At 63.4% G+C, this 12,663-nt stretch carries 11 protein-coding genes; 9 read left to right on the plus strand and 2 right to left on the minus strand.

Translation table 11 applies throughout. From position 1 onward, the window contains the following. The first annotated feature begins 20 nt into the window (after window positions 1-20). The 6 genes from AC1RUR_RS00145 (at window position 21) to AC1RUR_RS00170 (ending at window position 4,693) form a co-directional block, all read left to right on the plus strand. A complete protein-coding gene (locus AC1RUR_RS00145; protein WP_492840176.1) occupies window positions 21-1,289 on the plus strand; it encodes a methyltransferase domain-containing protein in 1,269 nt (422 codons plus the stop codon). 357 nt (window positions 1,290-1,646) lie between these two features. Next, the gene (gene secE / locus AC1RUR_RS00150; protein ID WP_007611620.1) at window positions 1,647-1,838 is read left to right on the plus strand and encodes a preprotein translocase subunit SecE; all 192 of its coding nucleotides are present in this window, start codon (window positions 1,647-1,649) and stop codon (window positions 1,836-1,838) included. Further along, window positions 1,838-2,392, plus strand: a complete 555-nt coding sequence (gene nusG / locus AC1RUR_RS00155; protein WP_007602985.1) for a transcription termination/antitermination protein NusG — start codon at window positions 1,838-1,840, stop codon at window positions 2,390-2,392. The genes secE and nusG overlap by 1 nt, the downstream gene beginning before the upstream one ends. Before the next feature lie 132 nt (window positions 2,393-2,524). Next, entirely contained in the window at window positions 2,525-2,953 is a 429-nt protein-coding gene (rplK, locus tag AC1RUR_RS00160) for a 50S ribosomal protein L11 (protein WP_008136439.1), read from the plus strand. A 6-nt stretch (window positions 2,954-2,959) separates the two neighbouring features. Further along, a complete protein-coding gene (gene rplA, locus AC1RUR_RS00165) occupies window positions 2,960-3,652 on the plus strand; it encodes a 50S ribosomal protein L1 (RefSeq protein ID WP_492825166.1) in 693 nt (230 codons plus the stop codon). A 90-nt stretch (window positions 3,653-3,742) separates the two neighbouring features. Further along, a complete protein-coding gene (locus AC1RUR_RS00170) occupies window positions 3,743-4,693 on the plus strand; it encodes a 2-hydroxyacid dehydrogenase (protein ID WP_492840179.1) in 951 nt (316 codons plus the stop codon). On the opposite strand, the gene AC1RUR_RS00175 is transcribed toward AC1RUR_RS00170, so the two are convergent. Both AC1RUR_RS00175 and AC1RUR_RS00180 read right to left on the minus strand, forming a co-directional pair. Continuing rightward, a complete protein-coding gene (locus tag AC1RUR_RS00175; protein ID WP_492840181.1) occupies window positions 4,690-5,505 on the minus strand; it encodes a hypothetical protein in 816 nt (271 codons plus the stop codon). The genes AC1RUR_RS00170 and AC1RUR_RS00175 overlap by 4 nt on opposite strands. After that, window positions 5,447-6,331: a hypothetical protein gene (locus AC1RUR_RS00180; protein ID WP_492840183.1), complete on the minus strand. Its 885-nt coding sequence runs from the start codon at window positions 6,329-6,331 to the stop codon at window positions 5,447-5,449. The genes AC1RUR_RS00175 and AC1RUR_RS00180 overlap by 59 nt, the downstream gene beginning before the upstream one ends. Window positions 6,332-7,049: 718 nt before the next feature. Here AC1RUR_RS00180 and rplJ point away from each other — a divergent pair. The 3 genes from rplJ (at window position 7,050) to rpoB (ending at window position 12,606) form a co-directional block, all read left to right on the plus strand. Next, window positions 7,050-7,568: a 50S ribosomal protein L10 gene (gene rplJ / locus AC1RUR_RS00185; protein WP_246916917.1), complete on the plus strand. Its 519-nt coding sequence runs from the start codon at window positions 7,050-7,052 to the stop codon at window positions 7,566-7,568. 54 nt (window positions 7,569-7,622) lie between these two features. Further along, window positions 7,623-8,000 (plus strand): 50S ribosomal protein L7/L12, encoded by a 378-nt coding sequence (gene rplL / locus AC1RUR_RS00190; RefSeq protein ID WP_028152883.1) that lies wholly within the window; start codon window positions 7,623-7,625, stop codon window positions 7,998-8,000. A 481-nt stretch (window positions 8,001-8,481) separates the two neighbouring features. Next, window positions 8,482-12,606 (plus strand): DNA-directed RNA polymerase subunit beta, encoded by a 4,125-nt coding sequence (gene rpoB / locus AC1RUR_RS00195; protein ID WP_492840185.1) that lies wholly within the window; start codon window positions 8,482-8,484, stop codon window positions 12,604-12,606. Window positions 12,607-12,663 lie beyond the last annotated feature (57 nt).

The raw sequence follows: 12,663 nt of genomic DNA on the forward strand, positions 1-12,663 counted from the left end.
CTCCGTTTTCCGGTTCCACGATGAAAAATCTGTTCTACGTCCGCCACACCTGCCGCCTCTGCCATTCGGACAAGCAAGAGCTGGTCGTCCCGATGGCAGGCATGCCCATCGGCACACCGAACTTCCAGGTGCCGGACGCCAGCGTGGATGATCCGGTCTTCCGCGCTGCGGTGCCGATGGCGTTGCATCTGTGCAGGGATTGCGGCCACCTCCAGATTCTCCATGTCGGCAATCCGGAGATCCAGTACCGCAACTACGTCTACACCACCTCGCTCTCGCTCGGCCTGCGGGAGCATTTCGCAGGCTATGCCAACGACGTCGTCAGCCGGTTCGGAATCGCGCCGGGCTCGCTGGTCGTCGAGCTCGGCAGCAACGACGGATCGCTGCTCGGCTTCTTCAAGGAGCGTGGCATGCGGGTGCTGGGTGTTGATCCCGCCGTCGACATTGCGCGGCGCGCGACCGAGTCAGGCATCGAAACCATCGGCGATTTCTTTACCGACGCTGTCGGGCACCGCATCCTCGAGAGCCACGGTGCGGCGAGCGTCGTGATCGCCAACAACATGATCGCGAATGTCGACAATCTCGATCCGCTGGTGATCGGGGTTCGCGACGTGCTTGCGGCGGACGGGCTGTTCGTCTTCGAGACGCAATACGGCGTCGACGTCACCGAGAAGAACCTGCTCGACACCGTCTATCACGAGCATCTGTCGTATTTTAACATCAAGCCGCTGACGCGCTTCTTCGCCAGGCTCGGGATGGAAGTGATCGACGTCCAGCACATCTCGACCAAGGGCGGCTCGATCCGCGTGACCGTGCAGCGTGCGGGCGGCGCGAAGAAGCCGTCGGTGGAGGTCGCCCGGTTCATCGCCGAGGAGGACCGGCTCGGCGTCGACCAGCCGGCCTATTACGCGCCCTATGTAAAGAGGATCGCCGCCATTCGCGACGAGCTGGTCGCGATGGCCGATGCCGCCCACGCGCGCGGTCAACTCGTCGCCGGCTATGGCGTCTCCGTCGGAACCACGACCCTCCTGCCGCAGTTCGGCCTGGAGAACAAGATCGACTTCCTGGTGGATGACGACCCCAAAAAGGGGAACGTGATGGCCGGCCCGGGTTACGACATCCCGATCCTGCCGCCCGCCGCCCTTTACGAGCGCAAGCCGGCGTTCGTCGTCGTGTTCGCGTGGCGCTACGTCGACCCGATCCGGGCCAAGCATGCCCGTTATTTCGCTGACGGCGGAAAGTTCGTGGTGCCGTTGCCGGGCATTTCCATGGTCGAGCGGGCCGACTGACGGTCGTCCGGGGCGTCCGTCAGCGCGAGGAGGGCGGTCAGGCCGGTTCGAGCGCCAGAAGGCGGTGTGACCTGGCCCCGTAAACCGTTGATTCGCATGGGCTCTGCCATGGGCCTCCCGGGGGAGAAGGGGTGCTTGGCGAGCGTGCCGCTACCTTGACCTTTGGCCGTATCCGCAGTATCTACCCCGCACTCGCAGCCGGCCCGTTAGACGCGGATCTCCGGCGCGGCTTTGAAATCCCCGAACAATCGAGCCCGGTTTCCGGCTCATCCTTCGAGACAGAGGGCTGGGCCAACGGCGGCTGTTCGGATCCCTGAAATTCATTCGCGTCTGTCGACGGACGTTGGACATCAAACGATGGCAGTCAGCCCGTTCAAGTTCTTGCAGGAAGTGCGCTCGGAGACCGCCAAGGTCACCTGGCCGACCCGTCGCGAGACCACGATCACCACCATCATGGTGTTCGTGATGGTCGCCGTGGCGTCGATCTTCTTCTTCGCCGCCGACCAGATCATCCGCTACCTCATCACCTTCCTCTTGGGCATTCACTGATGGCTACAGCAACCGCTCAATTGTCCGACAAGCGCTGGTACATCGTCCACGCCTATTCGAACTTCGAGAAGAAGGTCGCCGAATCGATCCGCGAGCAGGCCAAGCAGCGCGGGCTCGAGGAATTGTTCGAGCTGGTGCTGGTTCCGACCGAGAAGGTCACGGAAGTGCGCCGCGGCCGCAAGATCGACGCCGAGCGCAAGTTCTTCCCGGGCTACGTGCTGGTGAAGATGAAGCTGACCGACGAGGCGTTTCATCTGATCAAGAACACGCCGAAGGTCACGGGCTTCCTCGGTGCCGAAAACAAGCCGATGCCGATCTCGGAGGCCGAGGCCATGCGCATCCTGCACCAGGTGCAGGAGGGCGTGGAGCGGCCGAAGGCGTCGGTGTCGTTCGAGATCGGCGAGAACGTGCGCGTGGCCGACGGCCCGTTCGCCTCGTTCTCGGGTGTGGTCGAGGAAATCGACGAGGCGCGCTCGCGCGTGAAGGTCGCGGTCTCGATCTTCGGCCGCGCCACGCCGGTCGAACTGGAATTCGGTCAGGTCGAGAAGGTCTGATCGGACCAGGCGTGAGGCTTCGGTCTCGCGCCAGCAAGAGGCCGTGGGAGGAAGAGGGCGGTTGCCAGCCGCGCTCGATCCCAACCACGGAACCTGAAACCGCCGGCACAGCCGGCACAACAGGAGTGATACATGGCAAAGAAAGTGACCGGATACCTGAAGCTTCAGGTCCCGGCCGGTGCGGCGAATCCCTCGCCCCCGATCGGTCCCGCGCTCGGTCAGCGCGGTCTCAACATCATGGAGTTCTGCAAGGCGTTCAACGCCCAGACCCAGAAGGAAGAGAAGAACACCCCGATTCCCGTCGTGATCACGATCTACGCCGATCGTTCGTTCACGTTCGAGATGAAGACCCCTCCGATGTCGTTCTTCCTCAAGCAGGCTGCCAAGATCCAGTCCGGCTCGAAGGCGCCGGGCCGCGACAAGGCCGGCAAGGTGACCAAGGCGCAGGTGCGCGAGATCGCCGAGAAGAAGATGAAGGATCTCAATTGCGACACCATCGAATCGGCCATGAAGATGGTCGAGGGCTCTGCCCGCTCGATGGGTCTGGAAGTGGCGGGGTAAGGGCTCATGGCAATCGGAAAGCGTTTGAACAAAGCCCGCGAAGGTGTTGACCGCGAAAAGCTTTACCCGCTCGCGGACGCCATCAAGATGGTCAAGGAACGCGCGAAAGCGAAGTTCGACGAGACCATCGAGGTCGCGATCAATCTCGGCGTCGATCCGCGTCACGCCGACCAGATGGTTCGCGGCGTCGTGACCCTGCCGAACGGCACCGGCCGTACGCTCCGCGTCGGCGTGTTCGCCCGCGGCGCCAAGGCTGACGAGGCCAAGGCTGCGGGTGCCGACGTCGTCGGCGCCGAAGACCTGGTCGAGAAGGTGCAGAACGGCACGATCGATTTCGATCGTTGTATTGCGACCCCCGACATGATGCCGCTGGTCGGCCGTCTCGGTAAGGTGCTGGGCCCGCGCGGCCTGATGCCGAACCCGAAGATCGGCACCGTGACCATGGACGTCACCGGTGCGGTGAAGGGTGCCAAGGGCGGCTCGGTCGAGTTCCGCGTCGAGAAGGCCGGCATCCTGCAGGCCGGCGTCGGCAAGGCCTCGTTCTCCGAGGAGAAGCTGGTCGAGAACATCAAGGCTTTGGCTGACGCGGTCTCCAAGGCGAAGCCGGCCGGTTCCAAGGGCACCTACATCCAGCGCGTTGCGGTGTCCTCGACGATGGGCCCGGGCGTGAAGGTCGAGCCGGGCACCATTCTCGGCTAAGGTTCAAGAATTGCATGAGGCGAGGGGCGGAATTGGGCAACCGATTCCGCCCCTTTCGTTTGTCTGCGGCATTCATCGGAAACAAGAACAATGGCTGACAAGGTCCTGATCTATTCGCGCTTTCCCAAGACGATGATGGCGCGCTTCGCCGAGCGGTTCGATCTGCTCGACACCGGCGGCAAGCCCGCGAGCGAGGTGTTTCCGGCGGAGGAGCTCGGCGGCATTCGCGCGATGCTCGCCCAGGGCGGCAGCCCCCTGGGCGCGGAGGCGATGGATCTGTTTCCGAAGCTTGGCGCCATCGTCTGCTATGGCACCGGCTATGACGGCGTTGACCTGAAGGCGGCGGCCGCCCGCAACATCGCAGTCGGCCACAGCCCGGGCGCCAATGCCGCCTCCGTCGCCGACATCGCGATGACCCTGATGCTTGCGACGACGCGGCGGATCCTGGTCGCCGACCAGTATGTCCGCAGCGGCGATTGGGCCGCCTCAAAGCAATCGCCGATGATGCGGCCGCAGGCGGGCATGCCCGGCCGCCGCATCGGCGTCTACGGCATGGGCGAGATTGGCCGCAAGATCGCCGCCCGCTGCGCCGCCTTCGAGAGCGAGATCGGCTATTTCAGCCGCACCAGATACGATCTGCCCTATCAATATTTTCCGACCCTGGAGGCGCTGGCCGACTGGTGCAGCGTGCTGATGATCGCGGTCCGGGCAGGGGCCGAGACCCAGCACATGGTCAACGCCGACATCCTCAAGCGCCTCGGCGCGGACGGCTATGTCGTCAACATCTCCCGCGGCTCGGTCATCGACGAGAAGGCCCTGGTCGCGGCGCTCACCGACAAGACCATCGCCGGCGCCGGCCTCGACGTGTTCGACAAGGAACCGCACGCCCCCGACGCGCTGACCGCGCTCCCCAACGTCGTGGTCGCCCCCCATATCGGCGGCCACACCCTCGAATCGCACGTGGCCATGCAGAACTGCGTGCTGGCGAACCTGACCGCGTTTTTCGAGGGCAAGCTGCTGCCTTACGGGGTCAAACCCTAACTGGCGCGATCGAGGCGGAATTTGTCCTGCAACTCGCGCCGGAGCTTGTCGTCTTTCACCAAGCCAATGCGCGCAGCCGCGCGTTCGCGGAGCATCCGGGTCATGGGCGTCAGGGCCGGAGAGGGACTGCTCCAGCCGGCCGCCTGCAGGAAGCGCTCGAGCCGTGCATCGGGGACGCGATCGAGCTGCGACGCAAGAAATTCACGCTCCTCGTCATTGCGGATGAGGTAGACCCGTTTGAACGCCAGCACGCGGCTGACGAATGCATCGCTGGCGTCATCCCGTATCAAACGAAATCGCTGGCGCTGCTCGTCCATATATTGATCCGATTGGTAGGCAGTCTTATTGGCGAGCCGCAGCGCCAGCTCGTATTCCCAAGTCTTGAGGTCGCGCCGTTCCGCGAAGACGCGCAGAGCCTGATCCGCAATGCCGGGGAATTTCTCGGCATCCCAGTGAAACGGGAACGTTGCCTCATTGTAATCGAAGCCAATGCTCGGGTCCTGCATGCGCATCACGATCAGGTCGATGAACTTGCGCTGCCGGTCGGGATCGAGCTTGAACCAGAATTTCTGGATCGAATCGCGAGTGTTGCTGGAGAAGCTCGACAGTTCGATGAAGGAGGCCATCACGCCGAGCAGGTCGTCATCGACGACGCCCTTGGCCTGGATCGTCAGAGCGATGTCGAGCGCGGCAGTGCGGGTCGGGCCCTTGGAAATCTCGACCGCGCGGCGGATCAACTCGGGAATGCTGACATCAGGCGCCTTCGGTGGTGCGGTCCAGTCGACGCCGTAGGCTGCGGCCGCGATGTTCACCGGTGAAGGTGGGGCCTCCGATCCAGACCATCTGCGATGGGCCGCCGGAGAATCCCGCCCACAGTGACAGTGTCGGGTCCGGCGCGTTGGGCATTCCGAACAGCGGCGCGTAGCTGAGCACGACCCGTCGCCCGGAGTTCCAGGTCGCCGCGACGCGTTCCTCGCCATTCTGCCGGACATTGAGCGTGCCGACTGTGCAGCAGCCGACCATGGGGTAGTAGGGGCTGACCTTCATTCGGACCACGAGGCCGTCGGGGATGCTGTCGATTGTCGTCGTCTTCAGGCATTCGTCGAGACGCCCTGCGCGCAGCAATAGCTCCGAGTTGCGCAGCTCGTCCGCGGTGCAGTCCTTGGCCGCCGCAAGCTCGGTCATCCGGATCGGTCCGATCTGGCCTTTCTCGTCCTCGGCGGCGTGGACGTAGCGGTCGATCAGGCCGTTGGCGAGCAGCGAGACCTGGCCGCAGCAACCCCGGACTCCGTTGGTCACCAGGGTGACGGTCCGGATGGACTTCAACTCGGCCGGGATCGCGCGGACGGCGAGGGAGGGATCGGTTGTTGCCTCGACCTGGTGGCGGCTCCAGACCGAGGCGCCGAACCAGATTGCGAAGAACAGCGGTGGTGCGGCGATTAGGCCGGGGTGTTTCCGGATCGCGCCGAACAGCATCATGCCAATGACGACCGTCATCCAGACGACGTTGAAGCCGCCCGCGATGATGTGCATGAGAAAGGCGAGGGCCGGCACCGGGAACGACCTGGTTCCCAGCAAGCAATAGACTGCGGCCAGGATCGCCAGACCGAGGACCAGGGTGACGATATGCCGGATCATGTGTCGATCCCTGTCGACTCGCCGCCGGGGAGGTAGGCGGGCGCGACTCAACCCATAGCTGAGAAATCTTGCCCGATCCGTAAGGTGTGCATTTCGATGGGCCGTGGTGCAAAAAGGGTTCGCTAACCTTCGGTGGGATCGCTGCTTTCGCCCAAGGTCAAGCCCCGCCGCCAATCGATTGGAACTGGTGTGAATTTTGCTCTTGGCAAGCAGGCAGAGAGCGGTTAAAGAACCGCCTCCGGACGTGCCGGCCTCGGCTGGCGCGTTCGTGCACGCATTCCGAAAACCCGACAAGACAGGAGATCATTCCTTTTCAGGACGTCCGTGAGGATTTGCCGGAAAAGGAAGGAAAACCCGTCGGTTGGTGGGGTGCGGGCAGAGGTCGGGCGGTTCGCCGGCTGACCTTGTCCTGTCCAAGACTGCAGGCGCTCGCGGGAAGTTTCGATTTCCCAACGGCTTAATCGCATGGCCTGCATAGACGGGTGAAGACCGGATTTCACTTCGCCTGCCACCTTAACGGTGGTTGCGAAACGGGTCTGGTTCGGACCTCGACACACCGTGGGCCTTAGCGGGCTCCCGGAGGGCAGGCTTTGAATTGTCGTCTCGCCCGGCGCGTGTCCTGGGGGCTTTGGCCCCGAGGTTCAGGTTTTGGGTGGGACGATGGGTGCAACCCGGCGGTCCCGCTTTTGCGATGACCGCCAACCGGAAAGAGCTTGCTGTGGAACGAGCGGCAAAAAAGGAAGCGGTCGAACAGCTCAATGGGGTCTTCAAGACCACGAGCGTCGCGGTCGTTGCCCAATATTCCGGCCTGACCGTTGCCCAGATGCAGAAGCTGCGTACGCAGATGAAGCAGGCTGGCGCCTCGGTGAAGGTCTCGAAGAACCGTCTCGCCAAAATTGCTCTTGAAGGCACTGACGTCGTTGCCATCGGTCCCATGCTGAAGGGACCGACCGTGATCGCCACTTCGAACGATCCGGTAGCGGCGCCGAAGGTCGCCATCGAATTCGCCAAGGCGAACGAAAAGTTCGTCATCATCGGCGGCTCGATGGGGAAGACCGTCCTGAATGTCGACGGCGTGAAGGCGCTTGCCTCGCTGCCGTCGCTTGACGAACTGCGCGCAAAGATCGTCGGCCTGCTTGTGGCCCCGGCGACCAAGATCGCTCAGCTCGCCAACGCGCCCGCGGGCAAGCTCGCGCGCGTCATCCAGGCTCATGCCTCAAAGGGCGAAGCGGCCTGACGCCCTTCGCAAAACTCAAACCCGAACCAGACATATACGTAAGGAAACTGAACAATGGCTGACCTGCAGAAGATCGTTGACGACCTCTCGAGCCTCACCGTGCTCGAAGCTGCCGAACTCGCGAAGCTCCTCGAAGAGAAGTGGGGCGTTTCGGCTGCCGCGGCTGTCGCCGTGGCCGGCCCGGCTGGTGGTGGCGCTGCTGCCGCTCCGGCTGAAGAGAAGACCGAGTTCACGGTCGTTCTCGCCGCCGCCGGCGACAAGAAGATCGAAGTCATCAAGGAAGTCCGCGCCATCACCGGCCTGGGCCTGAAGGAAGCAAAGGACCTCGTCGAGGGCGCGCCGAAGCCTGTCAAGGAAGGCGTGAACAAGGACGAAGCCGAGAAGATCAAGGTCCAGCTCGAGAAGGCTGGCGCGAAGGTCGAACTCAAGTAAGCGCAAGCTTGCTGGTACGAGGTCCCGGGTGCGCATCAAGCGGCGCCCGGGATCTTGGCTCCCCTCAAGAGGGCGGGCCAGATGCAAAAGGCGTGCGACGGAACGTCCCGACGCGAGCCGAACACGAAAAAGTGTGGGGATTAGAGGGTTTACCCCTCGAATCTGCACTATTGTCGCCCCATATCGGTTCGACAGCACGAAAGCGCGGTGGGCAGGGGTGATTTCCCTGTAAGCCGTTGGGAGAGCAGGCTATTTCGGGCTTTTGCAGTCCGTGAAGACGATCGTTGTGACGGGCGGGCGTGCCTATGCGCCCCGCGCGTCGTTTTGCGTTTTGAAGGTCTGAAGAACAGATTCAGGACATGACGGCCTGAAACTGGATTTTCGGTTCCTCAAGACGGGTTCGAAAAATTCAACCCGGGGAGCGGCGGCAGCTGCGTCCTGGACGGCGCGCCCAGTGCGGGCGACGAAATGAGAGGCCACGATGGCGCAGCAGACATTCACCGGTCGCAAACGCGTTCGCAAGTTCTTCGGACACATCAAGGAAGTCGCCGAGATGCCGAACCTCATCGAGGTTCAGAAGGCGTCCTATGACCAGTTCCTGATGGTCGACGAACCCCAGGGTGGTCGTCTCGACGAGGGTCTGCAGGCGGTGTTCCGCTCGGTGTTCCCGATCTCCGACTTCTCGGGTACCTCGATGCTGGAATTCGTCCGCTACGAGTTCGAGCAGCCGAAATATGACGTCGACGAGTGCCGCCAGCGCGGCATGACCTTCGCGGCACCCCTCAAGGTGACGCTGCGCCTCATCGTGTTCGATATCGACGAGGAAACCGGTGCGAAATCGGTCAAGGACATCAAGGAGCAGGACGTCTACATGGGCGACATCCCGCTCATGACGATGAACGGCACCTTCATCGTTAACGGCACCGAGCGCGTCATCGTCTCGCAGATGCATCGGTCGCCCGGCGTGTTCTTCGATCACGACAAGGGCAAGACCCATTCCTCGGGCAAGCTGCTGTTCGCCGCCCGCGTGATCCCGTATCGCGGCTCCTGGCTCGACATCGAGTTCGACGCCAAGGACATCGTTTATGCGCGTATCGACCGTCGCCGCAAGATTCCGGTGACGTCGCTGATGTTCGCGCTCGGCCTCGATGGCGAAGCGATCCTGTCCACGTTCTACAAGAAGATCCTCTACAAGCGGACCAAGGAAGGCTGGCGCGTTCCGTTCGACGCCAACCGTTTCCGCGGCTACTCGACCGTCAACGACCTGATCGACGCCGACACCGGCAAGGTCGTGCTCGAGGCCGGCAAGAAGCTCACCGTCCGTGCCGCCCGCCAGCTCCAGGAGAAGGGGCTGAAAGCGCTGCGCCTGTCGGATGAGGAGCTCGTCGGCAACTACCTCGCCGAGGACCTCGTCAATCCCAAGACCGGCGAGATCCATGCCGAAGCCGGTGAAGAGATCACCGACAAGTCCATGAAGGCCCTCAACGAGCACGGCTACAAGGAGCTGCCGCTGCTCGACATCGACCACGTCAATGTCGGCCCCTACATCCGCAACACGCTCTCGGCCGACAAGAACATGACGCGCGAGGACGCGCTGTTCGACATCTACCGCGTGATGCGTCCGGGCGAGCCGCCGACGCTGGATTCGGCGCAGGCGATGTTCCAGTCGCTGTTCTTCGACGCCGAGCGCTACGACCTCTCCGCGGTCGGCCGCGTCAAGATGAACATGCGCCTCGACCTCGATGCGCCCGACACCCAGCGCACGCTGCGCAAGGAAGACATCCTCTGCGTCATCAAGACGCTGGTGGACCTTCGCGACGGCAAGGGCGACATCGACGACATCGACCATCTCGGCAACCGCCGGGTGCGTTCGGTCGGCGAGCTCATGGAGAACCAGTACCGCATCGGTCTGCTCCGCATGGAGCGCGCGATCAAGGAGCGCATGTCCTCGGTCGACATCGACACGGTCATGCCGCAGGACCTGATCAACGCCAAGCCGGCGGCTGCCGCGGTGCGCGAGTTCTTCGGCTCCTCGCAGCTCTCGCAGTTCATGGACCAGACCAACCCGCTGTCGGAGATCACCCACAAGCGCCGCCTGTCGGCGCTTGGACCGGGCGGTTTGACCCGCGAGCGCGCCGGCTTCGAGGTGCGCGACGTGCATCCGACGCATTACGGCCGCATCTGCCCGATCGAGACGCCGGAAGGTCCGAACATCGGCCTCATCAACTCGCTCGCGACCTTCGCGCGCGTGAACAAGTACGGCTTCGTCGAGACGCCTTATCGTAAGGTGAAGGACGGCCGCGTCACCGACGAGGTCGTGTACCTCTCGGCGATGGAGGAAGGCCGCTATTCGGTCGCTCAGGCCAACGTGCCGATCGACGCCAAGGGCCGCTTTACCGAAGACTTGGTGGTCTGCCGCGCGAGCGGCACCCGCGACGTCGTGCCGATGACGCCGGACAAGGTCGACTACATGGACGTGTCGCCGAAGCAGCTCGTTTCGGTTGCCGCGGCCCTGATCCCGTTCCTCGAGAACGACGACGCCAACCGCGCGCTGATGGGCTCGAACATGCAGCGCCAGGCGGTGCCGCTGGTTCGCGCCGAGGCTCCGTTCGTCGGCACCGGCATGGAAGGCGTGGTTGCGCGTGACTCGGGTGCTGCGATCGCGGCGCGCCGTTCGGGCGTGATCGACCAGATCGACGCGACCCGCGTCGTCATCCGCGCCACGGAAGATCTCGATCCGACCAAGTCGGGCGTCGATATCTACCGTCTGATGAAGTACCAGCGCTCCAACCAGTCGACCTGCATCAACCAGCGTCCGCTGGTGAAGGTCGGCGACATCGTCAAGAAGGGCGACATCATCGCCGACGGTCCGTCGACCGATCTCGGCGAGCTCGCGCTCGGCCGTAACGTGCTCGTCGCGTTCATGCCGTGGAACGGCTACAACTTCGAAGACTCGATCCTGCTCTCCGAGCGGATCGTGAAGGAAGACGTCTTCACCTCGATCCACATCGAGGAGTTCGAGGTGATGGCCCGCGACACCAAGCTCGGGCCTGAGGAAATCACCCGCGACATTCCGAACGTCTCGGAAGAAGCGCTGAAGAACCTCGACGAAGCCGGTATCGTCTACATCGGCGCGGAAGTGCGCGCCGGCGACATCCTGGTCGGCAAGATCACGCCGAAGGGCGAAAGCCCGATGACGCCGGAAGAAAAGCTCCTGCGCGCCATCTTCGGCGAGAAGGCCTCCGACGTTCGCGACACCTCGCTGCGCGTTCCCCCGGGCGTGCAGGGCACGATCGTGGAAGTCCGCGTGTTCAACCGTCACGGCGTCGACAAGGACGAGCGTGCGCTGGCGATCGAGCGGGAAGAGATCGAGCGTCTGGCCAAGGACCGCGACGACGAGCAGGCGATCCTGGACCGCAACGTCTACAACCGACTTGCCGAGCTGCTCGAAGGGCGGCAGGGCATTGCCGGTCCGAAGGGCTTCAAGAAGGACACCAAGATCACCCGTGCGGTGCTCGAGGAGTACCCGAAGTCGCAGTGGTGGCTGTTCGCTTCGCCGAACGACAAGCTGATGGCCGAGATCGAGGCCATGCGGAAGCAGTACGACGAGTCGAAGAAGGGCCTTGAACAGCGCTTCCTCGACAAGGTCGAGAAGCTTCAGCGCGGTGACGAATTGCCGCCCGGCGTGATGAAGATGGTCAAGGTCTTCGTCGCGGTGAAGCGCAAGATCCAGCCCGGCGACAAGATGGCCGGCCGCCACGGCAACAAGGGCGTGGTGTCGAAGATCGTGCCGATCGAGGACATGCCGTTCCTCGAAGACGGTACGCACGCCGACATCGTGCTCAATCCGCTGGGCGTGCCCTCGCGCATGAACGTCGGACAGATCCTCGAGACTCATCTCGGTTGGGCTTGCGCCGGCCTCGGCAAGCGCATCGGCCAGACGGTCGATGCCTACCTGTCGAAGCAGGACATCAAGCCGCTGAAGGAAACCTTGAAGAAGGTCTACGGCGAGGACGAGACGATCAAGTCGCTCAACGACAACGAATTGATCGAGCTCGGCCACAATCTGAGCCGCGGCGTGCCGATCGCGACGCCGGTGTTCGACGGCGCCAAGGAAGCCGACATCGAGGAGATGCTCAAGCTTGCCGGTCTCGACGCTTCGGGTCAGTCGACCGTCTATGACGGCCGCACCGGCGATCCGTTCGATCGCAAGGTGACGGTGGGCTACATCTACATGCTCAAGCTGCACCATCTGGTCGACGACAAGATTCACGCGCGTTCGATCGGTCCGTACTCGCTCGTCACCCAGCAGCCGCTGGGCGGCAAGGCGCAGTTCGGCGGCCAGCGCTTCGGCGAAATGGAGGTGTGGGCGCTCGAGGCCTACGGTGCGGCGTACACGCTCCAGGAGATGCTGACGGTGAAGTCGGACGACGTCGCCGGCCGCACCAAGGTGTACGAGGCGATCGTGCGCGGCGACGACACGTTCGAGGCCGGTATTCCGGAATCGTTCAACGTGCTGGTCAAGGAAATGCGCTCGCTCGGCCTCAACGTCGACCTGCACAACTCCAAGATGGGACCGGCGCCGACGTCGGAAGCGGCCGAGTAATTCGACCTTTCATGCCCGGCCTTCACGGCCGGGCATCGGCGCCCCTCCTGAGGCCTT

The sequence above is a fragment of the Bradyrhizobium sp. GW821-FHT12B03 genome (assembly GCF_058807535.1).